Source organism: Chromobacterium vaccinii (assembly GCF_000971335.1).
Lineage (GTDB): Bacteria > Pseudomonadota > Gammaproteobacteria > Burkholderiales > Chromobacteriaceae > Chromobacterium > Chromobacterium vaccinii.
The window spans coordinates 63,725-79,933 of record NZ_JZJL01000020.1; the positions used below are offsets into that span (position 1 = coordinate 63,725).

Annotated in this window: 17 protein-coding genes and 2 rRNA genes; 12 read left to right on the forward strand and 7 right to left on the reverse strand. The window is 65.2% G+C overall.

Going from position 1 to position 16,209, the window contains the following annotated elements; genetic code table 11:
- Positions 1-159: 159 nt before the first annotated feature.
- Together VL52_RS11735 and VL52_RS11740 are read right to left on the reverse strand one after the other, a co-directional pair.
- Entirely contained in the window at positions 160-1,326 is a 1,167-nt protein-coding gene (locus VL52_RS11735; protein WP_046157202.1) for a SpoIIE family protein phosphatase, read from the reverse strand.
- A 231-nt stretch (positions 1,327-1,557) separates the two neighbouring features.
- Positions 1,558-2,652, reverse strand: coding sequence for a M35 family metalloendopeptidase (locus VL52_RS11740; RefSeq protein WP_046157203.1), 1,095 nt, complete (start codon positions 2,650-2,652; stop codon positions 1,558-1,560).
- Positions 2,653-2,921: 269 nt separating this feature from the next.
- Between VL52_RS11740 and queC the strand changes: the two genes are divergently transcribed.
- From queC to VL52_RS11790, 10 genes are all read left to right on the forward strand, one after another.
- Positions 2,922-3,626, forward strand: a complete 705-nt coding sequence (queC, locus tag VL52_RS11745) for a 7-cyano-7-deazaguanine synthase QueC (protein ID WP_046157204.1) — start codon at positions 2,922-2,924, stop codon at positions 3,624-3,626.
- A gap of 1 nt (position 3,627) precedes the next feature.
- Positions 3,628-4,647 (forward strand): 6-pyruvoyl trahydropterin synthase family protein, encoded by a 1,020-nt coding sequence (locus VL52_RS25730; protein WP_046157205.1) that lies wholly within the window; start codon positions 3,628-3,630, stop codon positions 4,645-4,647.
- 28 nt (positions 4,648-4,675) lie between these two features.
- Positions 4,676-5,311: a 7-carboxy-7-deazaguanine synthase gene (queE, locus tag VL52_RS11755; protein WP_046157206.1), complete on the forward strand. Its 636-nt coding sequence runs from the start codon at positions 4,676-4,678 to the stop codon at positions 5,309-5,311.
- Between the two features lie 394 nt (positions 5,312-5,705).
- Positions 5,706-5,957 carry a BufA1 family periplasmic bufferin-type metallophore gene (locus VL52_RS11760; protein ID WP_046157207.1) on the forward strand — a complete coding sequence of 84 codons (252 nt, stop codon included), beginning with the start codon at positions 5,706-5,708 and terminating at the stop codon, positions 5,955-5,957.
- Between the two features lie 92 nt (positions 5,958-6,049).
- The gene (locus VL52_RS11765) at positions 6,050-6,301 is read left to right on the forward strand and encodes a BufA1 family periplasmic bufferin-type metallophore (RefSeq protein ID WP_046157208.1); all 252 of its coding nucleotides are present in this window, start codon (positions 6,050-6,052) and stop codon (positions 6,299-6,301) included.
- A gap of 50 nt (positions 6,302-6,351) precedes the next feature.
- Positions 6,352-7,182: an MNIO family bufferin maturase gene (gene bufB, locus VL52_RS11770; RefSeq protein ID WP_046157209.1), complete on the forward strand. Its 831-nt coding sequence runs from the start codon at positions 6,352-6,354 to the stop codon at positions 7,180-7,182.
- The gene (locus tag VL52_RS11775) at positions 7,169-7,933 is read left to right on the forward strand and encodes an HvfC/BufC N-terminal domain-containing protein (protein WP_052717468.1); all 765 of its coding nucleotides are present in this window, start codon (positions 7,169-7,171) and stop codon (positions 7,931-7,933) included. The genes bufB and VL52_RS11775 overlap by 14 nt, the downstream gene beginning before the upstream one ends.
- Positions 7,930-8,403 (forward strand): DoxX family protein, encoded by a 474-nt coding sequence (locus VL52_RS11780; RefSeq protein ID WP_046157210.1) that lies wholly within the window; start codon positions 7,930-7,932, stop codon positions 8,401-8,403. The genes VL52_RS11775 and VL52_RS11780 overlap by 4 nt, the downstream gene beginning before the upstream one ends.
- A gap of 78 nt (positions 8,404-8,481) precedes the next feature.
- Positions 8,482-9,330, forward strand: coding sequence for a phosphoserine phosphatase SerB (gene serB / locus VL52_RS11785; protein WP_046157211.1), 849 nt, complete (start codon positions 8,482-8,484; stop codon positions 9,328-9,330).
- Positions 9,331-9,339: 9 nt separating this feature from the next.
- Positions 9,340-9,864, forward strand: coding sequence for a hypothetical protein (locus VL52_RS11790; RefSeq protein ID WP_046157223.1), 525 nt, complete (start codon positions 9,340-9,342; stop codon positions 9,862-9,864).
- 15 nt (positions 9,865-9,879) lie between these two features.
- On the opposite strand, the gene moaA is transcribed toward VL52_RS11790, so the two are convergent.
- Positions 9,880-10,854, reverse strand: a complete 975-nt coding sequence (gene moaA / locus VL52_RS11795; protein WP_046157212.1) for a GTP 3',8-cyclase MoaA — start codon at positions 10,852-10,854, stop codon at positions 9,880-9,882.
- A gap of 464 nt (positions 10,855-11,318) precedes the next feature.
- Here moaA and VL52_RS11800 point away from each other — a divergent pair, with 464 nt between their 5' ends.
- Positions 11,319-13,229, forward strand: a complete 1,911-nt coding sequence (locus tag VL52_RS11800) for a S53 family peptidase (RefSeq protein ID WP_052729267.1) — start codon at positions 11,319-11,321, stop codon at positions 13,227-13,229.
- 68 nt (positions 13,230-13,297) lie between these two features.
- Here the strand turns inward: VL52_RS11800 and VL52_RS11805 are convergent, their stop codons facing one another.
- Positions 13,298-14,038 (reverse strand): acetoacetate decarboxylase, encoded by a 741-nt coding sequence (locus VL52_RS11805; protein ID WP_046157213.1) that lies wholly within the window; start codon positions 14,036-14,038, stop codon positions 13,298-13,300.
- A 220-nt stretch (positions 14,039-14,258) separates the two neighbouring features.
- On the opposite strand from VL52_RS11805, the gene VL52_RS11810 reads away from it, so the two are divergent.
- Positions 14,259-14,561: a hypothetical protein gene (locus VL52_RS11810; protein WP_046157214.1), complete on the forward strand. Its 303-nt coding sequence runs from the start codon at positions 14,259-14,261 to the stop codon at positions 14,559-14,561.
- Between the two features lie 3 nt (positions 14,562-14,564).
- On the opposite strand, the gene VL52_RS11815 is transcribed toward VL52_RS11810, so the two are convergent.
- The 3 genes from VL52_RS11815 to VL52_RS11825 all read right to left on the reverse strand — a co-directional run.
- Positions 14,565-15,617 carry an oxidoreductase gene (locus tag VL52_RS11815; RefSeq protein WP_046157215.1) on the reverse strand — a complete coding sequence of 351 codons (1,053 nt, stop codon included), beginning with the start codon at positions 15,615-15,617 and terminating at the stop codon, positions 14,565-14,567.
- 226 nt (positions 15,618-15,843) lie between these two features.
- Positions 15,844-15,958, reverse strand: a 5S ribosomal RNA gene (gene rrf, locus VL52_RS11820).
- A gap of 126 nt (positions 15,959-16,084) precedes the next feature.
- A 23S ribosomal RNA gene (locus VL52_RS11825) occupies positions 16,085-16,209 on the reverse strand; the annotation flags it as partial.

The following is a 16,209-nucleotide window of genomic DNA, read 5'->3' on the forward strand; positions in this document are numbered from 1 at the left end:
GACAAGGCTTGATCGGAGACGATTGGACTCAAAGCCGCTAACAAAACTTCGTGGCATACCTGGGGCAAGGCGCGCCGACGCAGACAGTACAAGCAGTACGGCCAATCGACGCAACGCAGCGTCAGAGGTCTTGTTAGCGGTTCTTAGCCGCCGAGCGCGTCAACGGGAAGACGGCCCGCCATCCGGGTGGCGGATCACCAGCAAAGAGACGTCGTCGCTGGCCGCGCCGCCCTGCCTGTGCGCCTTGACGGCCTCCAGCACCGTATCCCCGATCCGGTCCGGCCAGCCGCGGCGGACCGCCTCCTCCACGCCGGGCAAGCCGAACATTGCGCCCTGGCCGTTTTTGGCCTCGGTGATGCCGTCTGAGCTGACCACCAGCGTCTGGGACGGCTGCCAGGCCAGCGTCTGCATGCTGTCATCCAAAGCATCAGCCGGCAGCACGCCAAGCGGAGGATGCTCGGACTTGCAGCGCGCCTCGACCTCTCCTCGCGCGTTGAACAGCAGCACGCAGGGCACGCCGCCGTTCCAGACGCGCGCCTGGCGGCCGGCGGAATCTATCGCTATCAGCGCGGCCGCGACGAAACGGCCGCTCGGCAGCAATTTGTGCAGCTTCTGGTTGACGCCCCGGACAATGGCCGGCATCTCGCATCCCGCCTCAGTCATCTCATGGAAACAATCGATCGCCGGCAAGGCGCTGATGGCGGCCGTCAGGCCATGGCCGGTGCAGTCGGCCAGCATGATGTGTTCGCCGCCGCCCGGCGGCTGGCAGATGATGATCAGGTCGCCGTTGAAGCCTGCGGCGGGGCTCAGGTACTGCCAGACATGGTCCGGACGGGAAGTCCGCAGCCGGATCAGCCGCTCCATCAGTTCCAGCGCCAGTTGCTGCTCGAACTCGTTTTCCTGGTAATACTTCTCCAGCCGGATCGCATCCTGGTTGATCTGGTTCTGCATCTCGGCGATGCGCAGGAAAACATGGATTTTGGCGGTCAACAGGTCGAAACTGACGGGCTTGGCCAGATAATCGTCGCCGCCGGCCTTCAGGCCTGAGACCACGCTTTCCAGCTCGTTCAGGCTGGTGAGGAAGATGATGGGCACCCAGTGCTCGCCGAACAGCTTGCGCAACTCGGTCGTGGCCTGCAAGCCATCCATCTCCGGCATGATGACGTCCATCAGCACCAGATCCGGCACCTGGCTCCGGCAGTACGCCACCGCCTCCACGCCGTTCTTCGCCGACACGCAGAGATAGCCGAGCTTCTGGATGAACTGTTCGATGAAGTAGCGGTTGGTGGCGCTATCCTCTACCAGCAAGATGGTCGTCGACGGCATCGCATCCCCAAGCCATTGCAGGTGGTCATGCACACGGTAGCCCGGCCTTTGGCCGGCCTAGCGGACGCGGCCCGAACGCCCCGTCCGCCAGGCCATTCCATAATAAGCCCCGTTCCGACCGTATTCCAGCCCATTAGCCGGACATGCGGATCATGACGAAAAGATGCAAAACGGCCATGAAAAACCCGCCAGCCGAAGCGGGCGGGTTCGGATTTGCCCGGCAGAGCCGGCTCAAGGCTGGTTAGGCGTGTTTTCCGCGAAGTATTCGTGGTTGTCCGCGTTGTTCAGCGCCTGGGCTGGATTGGTCTTCGCCAGGTTCTTGGCGCCGGCCTGGCCGTAGACGTGATCGTCGGTGCCTGCCACCACGGTGAAATGGGACAGCTCATGCACCAGCGTGCCGCCCTTGGAGTCGGTGCCCTTGGTCGGCGCGGTCCAGAAGGCGCCGCACAGATAGATGGTGTAAGGCTGCGACGGATAGACGTAGGCATAGGTGCCGCCATCGGTGCAGCTGCAATCCAGCTTGATCGGCTTGGTGTCCAGCGCGTCCTTGATGTTCACGTAATGCGACTTGGCGGTGCTCCAGTTGGCCTGGCTGTACTTGCCGAACCAAGTGGTGTAGCGCTGGGTGCCGGACGGCGTGCCTTTCAGATAGGCGTTGGTCTCGTCGGCCATCGCGCTGGCGGCGGTGACGCCGTCCCTGGACTGGTTCTGCTGGGTGACCGAGCAGTTGCCGGCGTAGGTCACGCCGCTGACCGCGGTGCGGGCCAGCGCCTGCCACTCCAGCTTGGCCGCCTGCGAACGCTGCAGCAGCGGGCTGGCCTTGCCGCCGCTGTAGCCGCTGACCGCATTGGAAACGATCGCCTCGTCCTGCGGCTGCGCCGCGCCCGACGACTTGGCGCTGACGCCGGCCGGCAGGCTGCGGTTCAATACCTTGCCGCTGTTGCTCTCGAAGCGCACGCTCAGCTGGCCGCCCTTGGACAGGTCGTAATAATCCGATACCCGCACCTTGGCATTCAGCGTCGCGCCAGGCGCCAGAGAAACCGTGTCGCGCAGCGACGGCGCCACGCGCTTGTAGCGCGGCCCCAGGTATTCAGCCTGTTTGCCGTTCACGTTCACCGCCAGGAACTGTTCCTGCAGCTCCTTGCCCGGCAGGTACCAGCGGTAAACGTGCAAGGTCTCCTTGCCGGTGTTGCGGTAGGTGACGGTGACGTCCACGTCCTGGGCGGCGCTGACTGCCGGCTGGCCCAGGCTGACTTGCAGGTCGCCGGCGAATGCGGATGAGGCGAGCAGCAGGGCCGCTGCCGCAATGGGTAATCTCTTGTCCATTGTTTTCCCTTTATTGTCAGGATGCTTTGTACATCACGAAAAGTTATAAAGTGCACAGTCATCATGCACAGATCATTAATTGCATGAACATGTCATGATCGCAATCAGAAAAAATCCTTCCGTTGCACATATCACACATGTCATATTTCAGCCACAGACCATCCACCTCCCCCGCCAGGTCTATAGTGGGTTAAAATCAGCGGTTTGCGCGGCGGGTGAGACCGATCCCGGCGCGCCGTCACAAACCCTCGACTGTTTTTCGACGGAATATGAACCAAGCATCTGATGAAAAAGCCCTGGTGGTGCTCTCGGGCGGCCAGGACTCGACCACCTGTCTCTACTGGGCGCTGCGCCGTTTCGGCGCCGGCAACGTGGAGGCCGTCACCTTCGATTACGGCCAACGCCACCGCGTGGAGCTGGATTGCGCGCGCAAGATCGCCGCTCTTGCCGGCGTGCGCCAGACCGTGCTGCCCATCGACACCTTCGCCGCCATCGGCGGCAACGCGCTGACCGATGCCGGCATCGCCCCTGAAGAAGGCGTCCGCGACGACGACGCGCTGCCCAACACATTCGTCCCCGGACGCAATCTGGTCTTCCTCACCTTCGCCGCCGCCTTCGCCTATACCCGCGGCGCGCGCCACCTGGTGACCGGCGTCGCTCAGACCGACTACTCCGGCTATCCCGATTGCCGCGAGAACACGCTGAAGGCGCTGGAAGTGGCGCTGCGGCTGGGCATGGACAGCCGGGTGGAGCTGCACACGCCGCTGATGTACCTGTCCAAGGCCGAAACTGTGACCCTGGCGCAACAGGTGGGCGCGCTGGAAGCCCTGGCCTGGAGTCACACCTGTTACAACGGCGAGGTGCCGCCCTGCGGCCATTGCGCGTCGTGCGAACTGCGCGCCCGCGGTTTCGCCGAGGCCGGCATGCCGGATCCGCTGGTGGAGCGCTGCCAGGCCGAAGCGCAAGGACACTGAAATGCACGCCAGTTACCTGATTGCCGGCGCCGGCTTCGAAGCGGCGCGGCGGCTGCCGGCCGACCACGGCCAAGCCGCGCGGCCGCATGGCCACAGCTTCCGCCTGAGCGTGCGCAGCGATGCCCAAAACACCAGCCAGGACGCGCTGCAGACAGCCGTCCAGGCAGCCGTGGCGCCGCTGGACTACACGGATCTGAACGCCGCGCTCGCCGCCAGCGACGATCTTTCGCTGGCGCGCCACATCGCCGACACCCTGCCCCACCCCGCAGCCATCCAGCTGCGCGGCGCGCCGGACCGCGGCGTGATGCTGGACGACGCGCGCGCGCTCAGCTGGATCAACTCATCCTTCGAGGCCGCCCATTATCTGCCCCACGTGCCGCCTGGCCATAAATGCGGGCGGCTGCATGGCCACGGCTTCGGCGTGCGCATCGTCGCCGACGCCGCCTTGAGCGGCCAGCATGATCTGGCGCGCGCCTGGGCCACGCTCCACGGCCGGCTCAACCATCGCTACCTGAACGATATTCCCGGACTGGACAACCCGACCAGCGAGGTGCTGGCCCAATGGCTGCACCAACAGCTGCGCGACGCCGTGCCCGGCCTCGCCTGGGTGGAGGTGCGCGAGACGCACAGCGCCGGCAGCCAGTTCGACGGCAAAACGTTCCGCATCTGGAAGGAGCAGCGCTTCGAAAGCGCGATGCCCTTCGACGCCGACGGCCATTACACCGGCCACAGCTATCTGGTCCGGCTGATGCTGTCCGGCGGCATCGACCGCGCCATGGGCTGGCTGCTGGACTTCGGCGACGTCAAGGACCGCTTCAAGCCCATTTACCGCCAGCTCGACCACAACCCGCTGGACAAGCTGGCCGGCCTTCGCCGCGCCGACAACGCCGCGGTGGCGGAATGGATCCACGCCCAGCTGGCGCCGCTGGTGCCGGAGCTGTCCCGGATAGACCTGATGGAAAGCGACGACGCCGGCGTGTCGCTGCATTTCCGCCAGGACATGCGCTGGCCCTTGCTGTGACCGCCGCCATCGATTGCGAGAGAATGTCGTGACTACCTATACCGTCAAGGAAATCTTCTACACGCTGCAAGGCGAAGGCCGCCAGGCCGGCCGCGCGGCGGTATTCTGCCGCTTCGCCGGCTGCAATCTGTGGTCGGGCCGCGAGGAAGACCGCGCCAAGGCCGTCTGCCAGTTCTGCGACACCGACTTCGTCGGCGCCGGCCCGGATGGCGGCAAGTTCGACGGCGCGGCGGCGCTGGCCGCCCGCATCGCCGCCGAATGGCCGCAGGACGTCGGCGGCGCGCCCTATGTGGTCTGCACCGGCGGCGAGCCGCTGCTGCAGTTGGACGCGGAACTGGTGGACGCGCTGCACGCCGAGGGCTTCGAGATCGCCGTCGAAACCAACGGCACCGTCGCAGCGCCGGCCGGGCTGGACTGGATCTGCGTCAGCCCCAAGGCAGGTTCCGAGCTGAAGCAGCGCGCCGGCGACGAACTGAAGCTGGTTTATCCGCAGGCGACCCAGATGCCGGAAACCGTCGCCCATCTGGACTTCGGCGCCTTCTATCTGCAGCCGATGGACGGCCCGGACCTGGCCGCCAACACCCGCGCAGCCATCGCCTACTGCATGGCGCATCCGCAATGGCGGCTGTCGGTGCAGACCCACAAGGTGGTGAATATCCGCTGAGCGCGCCCCCATCCTGTCTCGCATGCCATTGATCAAGGGCATGAGCCCGATGCCCGGCATGTCCGGGCATCTTCGTTTCCGCGCCGCCAGCTCTCCTCCTCTCAAACGCTTCCCGTCGGGAAAATGCGCCTGCCGCGGCTCCGCTCATCGGCCATTCCGCGCCGCCGTTCTATGCCATCCGGAAAACCCGCACTATAACGACGAAAACATCCGCGCCGGGTGGAGGACGACGGCCCTCCGGCGCGGCGATCCTGCTCCGCGAAAATTTTTTGAACATTCGCGTAAGAAACGAAAAGGCATCGCGACTCAATGATTGTGCGGCGATGCCCATACGCCACCAGGACCCAGGCATCCGTCGCCATCGACAACAATCGCACTACCCAGGAGAGAAACCATGAACAGCAACAAGACTCTGATCGCCTCCGCGCTCGGCGCGGTGATCGCCCTCGGCGTGCTGGCCAGCGCCCCCGCCGCCGCCGCAGACAAAGACCAGTGCTTCGGCGTCGCCAAAGCCGGCCAGAACGATTGTAAGACCGATGCCCACGCTTGCGCCGGCCAGTCCAAGATGGACAACGACCCTGCCGACTTCAAGCTGGTGCCTGCCGGCACTTGCCAGAAGATGGGCGGTCAAACCAAACCGATGTGATTTATCCGGCTGGCAATTCCAGCCGCTTTGATTACCATACCCCGGCCGGACGGCAGAAGCCGTCCGGCGCACACTCAAGCAAGGAGTCACATATGAAGCAGAACAAAGCACTGATCGCATCCGCCCTGGGCGCCGTCATCGCCATGGGCGCGCTGAGCGCCGCCCCGGCCGCCGCCGCCGAAAAAGAAAAATGCTACGGCATCGCCCAGGCAGGCAAGAACGACTGCGCGTCCGGCACCCACTCCTGCGCCGGCCAGGCCAAGGTGGACAAGGACCCCGCTGACTGGAAATACGTAGCCAAGGGCAGCTGCGAGAAAATGGGCGGCAAGCCCGGCACCAAGTAATCCCCCATGCGGCCCGCTCATCGGCGGGCCGCCTTTTCCGGAACACCAGCATGTCCCTCACCACTCTTCCCGGCGTTTGCGGCATCGGCCTGCGCGCGCCGCACTACCGCGAAGCCCTGGCGCTTCAACCCGAGCTGGGCTGGGTGGAAGTGCACAGCGAGAATTTCTTCGACGGCGGCACCCCGCTGGCCATGCTGCGCCGCGTGGCCGAATGCTGGCCGCTGTCGCTGCACGGCGTCGGCCTGGGCCTGGGCTCGGCCGCTCGCCCTGACCGCGGCCATCTGGCGTCGCTTAAGCGGCTGGTGGACGAGACCTGTCCGGCCTCGGTGTCCGAGCATCTGTCGTTCAACCATTCGCCGCACCGCTACGTCAATGATTTGTTGCCGATACCGTATACCCGCGCGGCGCTGGACACGGTGGCCGGCCACGTGTCCGAGACCCAGGACGCGCTTGGCCGCCCCATACTGCTGGAAAACCTGTCCAGCTACGTCGAGTTCCCCGGCAACCAGATGAACGAAGGCGAATTCCTGGCGGAGCTGACGCGCATCACCGGCTGCGGCATTTTGCTGGACGTCAACAACCTGTACGTCAACCGCGTCAACCTGGGCACCGACACCGGTGCCGTGCTGGCCGCCCTGCCTTTGGACGCGATCGGCGAGATCCACCTGGCCGGCTACAGCGAGCGCGAAGGCATGCTGGTGGACACCCACAGCCAGGCGGTGCACGACCAGGTATGGCAGTTCTACCGCGAAGTGATCCGCCGCATCGGCCCGCGTCCGACGCTGATCGAGTGGGATCTCGACATCCCGCCGCTGGCCACGCTGCAAGCCGAAGCCGCCAAGGCGCAGGCGATACTGGAGGGCCGCGATGGACTGGCATGACTGGCAACACGCGCTGCTGGAAGCGATAGCCGATCCGGCGCAGGCATCCGCCGCCGCGCTGGATCTGAATCCCGCCGGGCTGGCGGTCTACCGCAACAACTACCGCATCGGCCTGATCGACACGCTGGCACACAGCCATCCGGTCTGCCGCGAGCTGGTGGGCGAGGATTTCTTCACCGCGCTGGCGCGCGAATACGTGAAGAGCCACGCCTCGGACAGCGGCAATCTGCACCGCTACGGCGCAAGCTTCGCCGACTTCATCGCCGGCTTCGAGCATTGCCGCGACCTGCCCTACCTCGCCGACGTCGCGCGGCTGGAGTGGGCGGTCCACCGCAGCTATTACGCTGAAGACGCCCAGCCGCTGGACACCTCCGCGCTGGCGGCCATCGCGCCGGAGCAATGGGAAGCGCTGGCCTTCGCGCCGCTGCCCGACGTCGCGCTGTGCCGGGCCGGCAGCCCGGCGCTCAGCATCTGGCGCGCCCACCGCGAGCAGGGTCCGCTGGACGGCCTGCTGGCGCTGCCGCCGGAAAACGCGCTGATCTACCGCGACCGCGGCGAGGTAAAAGCCCTGGCGCTGGACGATGCCCGCCACGCCTTCTACGCCGCGCTGTTCAGCGGGGCCCCGCTGGCCGAAGCCATCGAAGCGGCCCAGGCGTTCGACGCCGATTTTGACCTGCAGCCGGCGCTGCTCGGCTTGTTCCAGCCGCCGTTGCTGGCCTCCATCCATATCCGACAAGGTGAAACCGAATGAATACCCTCGCCAAACCGGCGGTCTCCGCCTACCAGCTGCTGATCCGCAGCGCCGATCGACTGCAGCCGCTGATCTTGCTGCTGCTCAGGCTGTGGCTGCTGGATGTCTTCTTCCGTTCCGGCCTGACCAAGATAGACGACTGGGACATCACGCTGGCGCTGTTCACCGACGAATATCACGTGCCGCTGCTGCCGCCCGCCGTGGCCGCCGTGATGGCAACCTGCGGCGAGCTGGGCTTGTCCGCGCTGCTGGCGCTGGGCCTGGGCGGGCGCTTCGCCGCCGCCGGCCTGTTCATCCTCAACGCGGTGGCGGTGATCAGCTACCCCGGCTTGAACGACGTCACCCGCCAGTTCCACTACTTCTGGGGCGCCCAGCTGCTGGTGCTGCTGTCCTTCGGCCCCGGGCTGCTGTCGCTGGACACGCTGCTCAAGCGCTGGTGCGCGGGCCGCTGCCCCGCCAGCCTCAACTGAGCGGGAACCGCGCGCGGGACGGCGGCGGGCGCAAGACGTGGCATAATGAAAGCAATCGTCTTGACGCCCGATCGCACAATGAGCACTCAGAAAACCCTGGTCGTACTCGCCCCGCAGCCGGACCCGCGGCATCTCTCCGACATCGCCCGCCTGGCCGAAGCGCCGCAGCTGGACCATCCCCACATCGACGTGGTGCGGATGCGCGGCGCCAATCCGGACCAAAGCCCCTCAGTGCTGGAGCGCTGCCGCTCCCACGGCTACGACGCCGCCTATATCGACAACGGCCAGGCCTTCGCCGATTTCCGCCTGCTGGTTTCCGATATGGATTCCACGCTGATCAACATCGAGTGCATAGACGAGATCGCCGACATCAAGGGCATCAAGCCCCAGGTGGCGGAGATCACCGAGCGCGCGATGCGCGGCGAGCTGGATTTCTCGGCAGCCCTGCGGGAACGGGTGGCGCTGCTGGAAGGCTTGCCGGAAGCGGCGTTGCGCCAGGTGTATGAGGAGAGGCTTAAGCTGAATCCGGGCGCCGAACATCTGCTGGCCGCCTGCCAGCGCCTCGGCATCAAGACACTGCTGGTCTCCGGCGGCTTCACCTACTTCACCGACCGGCTCAAGGCCGATTACAGCCTGGACCACGCCTACGCCAACCAGCTGGAAATCGTCGACGGCAAACTCACCGGCCGGGTGCAGGGCGACATCGTCGACGCCGAAGCGAAAAAGCGGCTGCTGATCGCCACCCGCGACGCGATGGGCCTGCGGCCCGAACAGGTGATCGCGGTCGGCGACGGCGCCAACGACCTGCCCATGCTGCGCGAGGCCGGAACCGGCGTCGCCTACCATGCCAAGCCCCGCGTCAGCGCCGAAGCCGACATCGCCATCGAGCATGGCGGCCTGGACGCCATCCTACGGCTGTTTCATTGAACAACGATGATGGCTGACAAGCAAACGTTCGAATTGCTGGAGCTGGACACCGTCAGCTTCGACGCCGATCTGCCCTTTCTGGCGCAGCCGCTGGAGGGCGACTACCCGCCCCGGCTGCAGCGCGAAACCCGGCTGGCGTTGCGGGTGCTGGCCGCGCCCGGCGAAACGCCGGACGACACCAATCCGGTGCTGATGCGGCTGGAGGCCAAGCTGGACCTGGCGCTGGAAGTCTCGTTGCTGGAACGCCACCCGGACCGGCCGTCCTGCACGCCGTGCCGCCTGGGGCTGAACGCGGTGGCCTGGCTGGACACCCAGCCATGGACGCCGGGCCAGCCGCTGCTGCTGTCGCTGTATCCCAACCCGGACTCTGCGCTCAGCCTGTGCCTGCACGGCCGGGTGCTGGAGTCCCGTCCGCACGGCGGCACGCTTCGCCTGCTTAGCGCGGACATCCACGGCAGCTTCGATCTGGACACGCATTTGATGTGGGAGAAATGGGTGTTCCGGCGCCACCGCCGGGCGATACTGGAGCGTTGAAGCCCGCCGCAGCGCTCAGCCGCCGGTCATCGACATGAAGCGGACCAGCTTCTGCGGCTGCTCGCGGAATTCATGCCGCTCCGGCTTCAGCTCTATCGCCTCGCGCAGCGCCGCCTCCAGGCCGGCGTCGTCGATGCCGGCGCGCAGCAGCGGGCGCAGCTCCATTTTTTCCTCCTGCCCCAGGCACATGTACAGCGTGCCGTCCACCGACAGCCGCACCCGGTTGCAGGTGGCGCAGAAGTGCTGCGAGATCGGGGTGATCATCCCCAGCGAGAAGCTGCCGTCGCGGCTGCTCCAGTAACGGGCGGGCCCTCCGCCCAGGCTCTTGGCCTGCTCGACCAGATCGAACTGCTGGCACAGGCGGCGCATCACCGGCTGCAGATCCAGGTAATGCGCGGAACGGCCGGTGTCGCCCATCGGCATCGCCTCGATCAGGCGCAGGATGAAGCCGTGCTCGATGCAGAAAGCGGTCATCGCCTCGATGTCCTGCTCATTGACGCCTTGCATCGCCACCATATTGATCTTGATCGGCGCGAAACCCGCCTCCTTGGCCGCCATCAGGCCTTCCAGCACCTTGGGCAGGCTGTCGCTGCCGGTGATCTCCGCCACGCAGTCGCGCCGCAGCGAATCCAGGCTCAGGTTGATGCGCCGCACGCCCGCGGCACGGAGCGCCGCCGCGTGGCGGCTCAATTGGGTGCCGTTGGTGGTCAGCGACAAGTCTTCCAGGCCGGGCAAGGCCGACAGCCGCGCGGCCAGCTGCGGCAGATTGCGCCGCAGCAGCGGCTCGCCGCCGGTCAAGCGCACCCGGCGGGTGCCTAGCCGGGCGAACACCGCCACCACCCGCTCGATCTCGTCGAAGGTCAGCCAGTTGTCCGGCTCCTCGAAATGCTTGAAGCCCTTGGGCAGGCAATAATTGCAGCGCAGGTCGCAGCGGTCGGTGACGGACAGCCGCAGGTACTCGATGGCCCGGCCAAAACGATCAATCAGCATGCATCCTCCGCAGCGCTTCCTTTGTGTCTCATTTAGTCGGCACTACACGGACAATCTGACATCGTCTCGCCACCGCCGCCAGCCACGGAACAGGATCGTCCGAGACTATTCTTCCATTGTACTTCACCATGCGCGGACAAGCTGATCGATAGCCATCAAAATCAAAGCGCGCGTCGCTGGCTCCAGCAGGCATGGGCCCTGTCGTCCCGCCCCCCGCTGCTCCGTCTCCCCGCCGTGGCCAATTCAGTTGCAAATGCTAGCTATTGCAGACCTCTCCCGCCCGGCTCCGCATGACAAATCGGTGGAATGGCCACACAGAATGTTACAAAAACGCTTAACTCGTCACAGAAGCCGCTCCCTATACTGGCCTCTCCAATTATTCCGATTGGATATCCGGAAACCTCATCCGGACCGGAGCCGCACCACAGAAACGCGGCCCGGCATCTACACAAGGAGCAAACAACATGGCGTTCAAAATGAAAATGCTGGCAGCCGCCCTGGCCGCCGTCGCCGCCTCCGGCGCGATGGCCGCCCCCCCGCAAGATCTGGGCAAGGTGGAGCAGGCCGCCCCGGCGCAAAAACTGACCGTGACCATCGCGCTGAGCCTGCGCGACCGTGATGCCGCCGCCCGCTATCTGCAGGAAGTGCACACGCCTTCCAGCCCCAATTACCACCAGTTCCTGACCCCGTCCGAATTCCGCGCCCGCTACGCGCCGTCCGAAGCCAGCGTGGCCAAAGTCAGCGCCCGCCTGCAAGCCGCCGGCCTGAGCGTGAAGCGCGTCGGCAGCACCCTGCTGCAAGTCAGCGGACCGGCCGCCACCGTGCAAAAGGCCTTCGGCGCCGAGGTGCACGTATTCCAGAACAAGGCCGTCGTCCAGGGCGCCGCCGCCCGCTACACCGCCCCGGTGCGCGCCTCGACGCCCGGCGTCGACCTGAGCGACGTGCAGGCCGTGATCGGCCTGGACAGCCGCCCGCACTTCCGCCCGCACCTGCGCCAGTTGCCGAACCACCTGCAGGCATCCATGGACAAGAGCGCCAGCGCCGTGACCACCGGCAATGCGCCGGGCAAATGGACCGTCACCGACCTGGCGCGCCACTACAACATCACGCCGCTCTACAACAAGGGCATCCACGGCAAGGGCGCCACCATCGGCATCGTCACCCTGGCCAGCTTCACGCCGTCCGACGCCTTCCAGTACTGGAGCTCGATCGGCCTGAACACCGATCCGAACCGCCTCACCGTGGTCGACATCGACGGCGGCCCCGGCGCGCCGAGCGACGATGGCGGCTCCAGCGAAACCACGCTGGACGTCGAACAATCCGGCGGCATCGCCCCGGACGCCAAGATCATCGTCTACCAGGCGCCCAACACCACCCAGGGCTTCGTCGATGCCTTCGCCAAGGCGATCGAATCCAACGCCGCCGACACGCTGTCGGTCAGCTGGGGCGAGTGGGAATGGTTCGACCAGCAGGCCCAGGCGGTCAATCCGGTGGGCGGCAAGAGCGCCAACGTGCTGCAGACTTACCACGACCTGTTCCTGCAGGCCGCGCTGCAAGGCCAGACCATGTTCGCCGCCTCCGGCGACTCCGGCGCCTACGACGTGAACCGCGCCGCGCCGCTGCCGCAGTACAACAAGGTGCTGTCGGTGGATAGCCCCGCCAACCAGCAGTTCATCACCGCAGCCGGCGCCACCACCGTGCCGACCACGCTGACCTTCCATCCCAACGGCAAGGAAATGAAGGTCAAGATTCCGACCGAGCGCGCCTGGGGCTGGGACTATCTGGGCGGCCTGTGCAAGGCGCTGGGCAAAGACCCGGTGGCTTGCGGCATCTTCCCCGTCGGCGACGGCGGCGGCGTCAGCAGCTTCATCGCCCGCCCGTTCTACCAGAACTGGCTGCCCGGCATGCAGAACAGCCCGGCCGGCCAGCAACTGGTGGACAGCAGCCAGAATCCGCCCCAGGTCGTCGCCACTCTGCCCGCCGACTTCAAGGGCCGCAACGTGCCGGACATCTCGATGAACGGCGACCCGGAAACCGGCTACGTGGTGTACTACACCTCCAGCAAGACCGGCTTCTCGATCCAGACCAACAACGGCGGCACCAGCTTCGTCGCGCCGCAGCTGGCCGGCATCGCCGCGCTGCTGAACCAGTCGCTGGGCGGACGTATCGGCCTGCTGAACTTCTCGCTGTACGGCCTGGTTGCCACCGGCCACGCCTACCACGGTTCCGGCCGCCATGGCGCGCCGCTGCGCGACATCACCGCCGGCAACAACTGGGGCTACAACGCCCATCGCGGCTACGACCAGGCCACCGGCGTCGGCGCGCCGGACGTCGCCAACCTGGACGCGGCGCTGCAGCGCTACTTCTGGTTCTGAAGCGCTACGCGTGGATGAAAAACGGCCCCCTTCGGGGCCGTTTTTTGATGCTGGCGGACGAAATGCCGTCATTGCTGCAGATAATCGAACACTACCGTCCCCAGATCCAGCGTCAGATCGCAAATGAAATGCCGCGCCGACAAGACCTCCAGCACCGGCAGCGCCGAAACCGGCGCCAATGCGTGCGGGTGCAGCTCCAGCGCCCCCGGCGAACTCCACGCGCCCTTGATCACGACATTGGTGGTGTGATACCGCACCAGCTCGCAGATCCGAGGCGTGCCATCCACGTGCGGGATGATCTTCAACAAGAAGTTCGGCTCGGCCAGACCAGCCTGCAGCAAGGACTGATCCAGCGTCTCGTGCTTGTAGCCCATGGTGCCAGTGGCGACGCGGACCGGACCGAAATCCAGGCTGCCCACCAAGGTATCCTGATGCACCTCCAGCCGGGGCTTGCCGGCCTTCTTCGGAAACCCCCACAGCTCGCGCCCTCCCGCCAGCGGCGGCTGGTCGTCCAGAAACATCGCCAGGGTATAGCTGCCGCGCTCGCCGCGGAACGTCACCGGGATCACCTGACCGCTTTCCGAATAATCGCCGAAGCCGGTCGAGTCCGGCATGCGGATGAACTCATAACGAACCACCGGCTCCGCCATCTGCAGCGGTTCCGGCAGAATCGCCTCGATCGCCGCCGGGTCGGTGCGATAGGTGATGATCATGTACTCGCGATTGACGAAACGATAGGGTCCAGGCGGGAAAGCCGGGCTGGTCAAAGGCATGGCGAACGCGCGCTGCCGGACTTCCTGCTGCTTCATGGCGAACTCCCTTCAAAAAGGATTGCATGCAAACCATCCGCAATATGTCGCAAATATCGCACTGCAACATAAACCACTGCCAGTAAGGCCAGTCGATGCCCCAACCCATTGGGACGCCGTTCCAAGCAAGACGAGATTGACGCGCCGCCGCCTCTGCCACCATCATTGCATACGCATTTTCCCATCTTGACATCGCCTCACCCCAGGCAAGGACCTGTTTATGAATGCAGCCAAGAAAATCCGCCGCTTCATCGAGGAAGGACACGATCCGCAGCAAATGCAGGTATTGAAAGAGCTGGCGGCGGCGCTGGAGATGGGCCGTTCCTATGACCTCAGCCAGCTGTACGACATCGACATGCGCTATTTCGATGTCGCGATCGACCTGCTCAAAGATTGGCGCTTCGACCACCACATCAGCTCTCGCAGCAAATTGCTGGAACAGCTGCTGACTGAAATCGCGCCGGAGCAGAAAGCCGCCGCCCAGGCCGAAGAGGCTGCCGGCGGCAAGAAAAAGAAGGGTTGAAACTCAGGCAGCCGGCTCTCGCAGATTGTCCGGCACCGGCTGCCAGCATTGCAGCATCGCGCTGCGCTTGCCCAGCTCCAGCAAAGCCATCACGCGCCAAGCCTCCTCCGCCGGCACCGGGTTCGCCTTGCCGTGCAGGATGGCGTCGCGCACCCCCGCGTAGTAGCGGAGATAATCGCCTGCCGGCCCGCAAAACACGGCCTCCTCCTCCCCGCTTACCAGCCGACCCGGTTTCATATCCACGCCCCAGCCTTCCCCGCCCGGACGCTCGCCGGCCTTCAGCGCATCCTCCTGTGGATCCAGCCCGTATTTGCTGAAGCTGCCCAGTGTGCCGTGGAGTATGAAGCGCGGCCCCGCATCGGCGACCAGCGCGCTGCCATGCAGAATCACCCGCTTGTCCGGGTAGCGCAGCATCGCATGAAACCAGTCATCGCTGGCGGCCCCGTCGCGCAGCCCCGCTATTTCCAGGCTCAGTGCCTGCGGCAAGCCGAACAGTTGCAAGGCCTGGTCCAGCAAATGCGGCCCCAGGTCGAACCACAGCCCGGCCCCCGGCCCGGACGACTCGCGCCAACGCTGGCGCACCTGCGGACGGTAGCGATCGAAATGCGACTCGAAATGGACGACCCGCCCTAAAGCGCCCTCATCCAACAGCTGGCGCACCGCCAAGAAATCCGCATCCCAGCGCCGGTTATGAAATACCGACAGCAGCCGGCCAGCCCGCTCAGCCTCTTCCATCAGCAATCTGGCCTGCGCGGCATCCAGAGTGAAGGGCTTGTCGACCACCACGTGCTTGCCGGCTCTCAACGCGGCCAAGGCTAAGGGGAAATGGCTGTCGTTCGGCGTGGCGATCACCGCCAGATCAATGTCGTCCTCAGCGAGCAAGGCCTCGGCATCAGGCAAGACCCGCGCCTGCGGCCAAGCCCGCAGAACTTGCTCCGGCCTGCTCGACGCCACCGCGATCAGCGCCACGCCTTCAGTCTCAGCCAATAAAGGGGCATGGAAGGTCGCGCCGGCATAGCCGTAGCCCAACAACCCCGCTCTCAGTCGTCTTGTCATCTTGAATCCTCCGGAGCCCACATGATACGTCGCGGCTGCCGAATGCCAAACCACGCCAACGGCAGGGTCGCGCTCAAGAATGGGCGGCAAGCAATCCAGTACGCTTTGAAAAACTGCATCCAGAAAGGCCAAAGCCCCGCCGGGGACCGGTCGGGGCTGGACGTCGCGCGATCCGCGCGCGCAAAGCACAAAGCCCAGCTCGTGTGAGCTGGGCTTCGTATGGGGCGTCTGGCGGTGTCCTACTTTCACATGGCGAATGCCACACTATCATCGGCGCTAAGGCGTTTCACGGTCCTGTTCGGGATGGGAAGGCGTGGGACCACCTCGCTAAGGCCACCAGACATAAACTGGCACAAACTGGAAGAAGCCTGGGCTGAGTCTCTCGTCTCAACCCGCATATATTCGGTATTTGATGTACTTCGCACATCCACTCTCGTCGCCTAGCCTTGCTAAGCCACTCAAATGATAGGATCAAGCCTCACGAGCAATTAGTATCGGTTAGCTTCACGCCTCACAGCGCTTCCACACCCGACCTATCAACGTCCTGGTCTCGAACGACTCTTCAGGGAGGTCAAGCCTCCAGGGAAGTCTC

Bases quoted from the DNA above. Each gene is read 5' to 3' on its own strand.
- VL52_RS11735 (WP_046157202.1), bottom strand. From the start codon at position 1,326: ATGCCGTCGACGACCATCTTGCTGGTAGAGGATAGCGCCACCAACCGC.
- VL52_RS11740 (WP_046157203.1), bottom strand. From the start codon at position 2,652: ATGGACAAGAGATTACCCATTGCGGCAGCGGCCCTGCTGCTCGCCTCA.
- queC (WP_046157204.1), top strand. From the start codon at position 2,922: ATGAACCAAGCATCTGATGAAAAAGCCCTGGTGGTGCTCTCGGGCGGC.
- VL52_RS25730 (WP_046157205.1), top strand. From the start codon at position 3,628: ATGCACGCCAGTTACCTGATTGCCGGCGCCGGCTTCGAAGCGGCGCGG.
- VL52_RS11760 (WP_046157207.1), top strand. From the start codon at position 5,706: ATGAACAGCAACAAGACTCTGATCGCCTCCGCGCTCGGCGCGGTGATC.
- VL52_RS11765 (WP_046157208.1), top strand. From the start codon at position 6,050: ATGAAGCAGAACAAAGCACTGATCGCATCCGCCCTGGGCGCCGTCATC.
- bufB (WP_046157209.1), top strand. From the start codon at position 6,352: ATGTCCCTCACCACTCTTCCCGGCGTTTGCGGCATCGGCCTGCGCGCG.
- VL52_RS11775 (WP_052717468.1), top strand. From the start codon at position 7,169: ATGGACTGGCATGACTGGCAACACGCGCTGCTGGAAGCGATAGCCGAT.
- VL52_RS11780 (WP_046157210.1), top strand. From the start codon at position 7,930: ATGAATACCCTCGCCAAACCGGCGGTCTCCGCCTACCAGCTGCTGATC.
- serB (WP_046157211.1), top strand. From the start codon at position 8,482: ATGAGCACTCAGAAAACCCTGGTCGTACTCGCCCCGCAGCCGGACCCG.
- VL52_RS11790 (WP_046157223.1), top strand. From the start codon at position 9,340: ATGGCTGACAAGCAAACGTTCGAATTGCTGGAGCTGGACACCGTCAGC.
- moaA (WP_046157212.1), bottom strand. From the start codon at position 10,854: ATGCTGATTGATCGTTTTGGCCGGGCCATCGAGTACCTGCGGCTGTCC.
- VL52_RS11800 (WP_052729267.1), top strand. From the start codon at position 11,319: ATGGCGTTCAAAATGAAAATGCTGGCAGCCGCCCTGGCCGCCGTCGCC.
- VL52_RS11805 (WP_046157213.1), bottom strand. From the start codon at position 14,038: ATGAAGCAGCAGGAAGTCCGGCAGCGCGCGTTCGCCATGCCTTTGACC.
- VL52_RS11810 (WP_046157214.1), top strand. From the start codon at position 14,259: ATGAATGCAGCCAAGAAAATCCGCCGCTTCATCGAGGAAGGACACGAT.
- VL52_RS11815 (WP_046157215.1), bottom strand. From the start codon at position 15,617: ATGACAAGACGACTGAGAGCGGGGTTGTTGGGCTACGGCTATGCCGGC.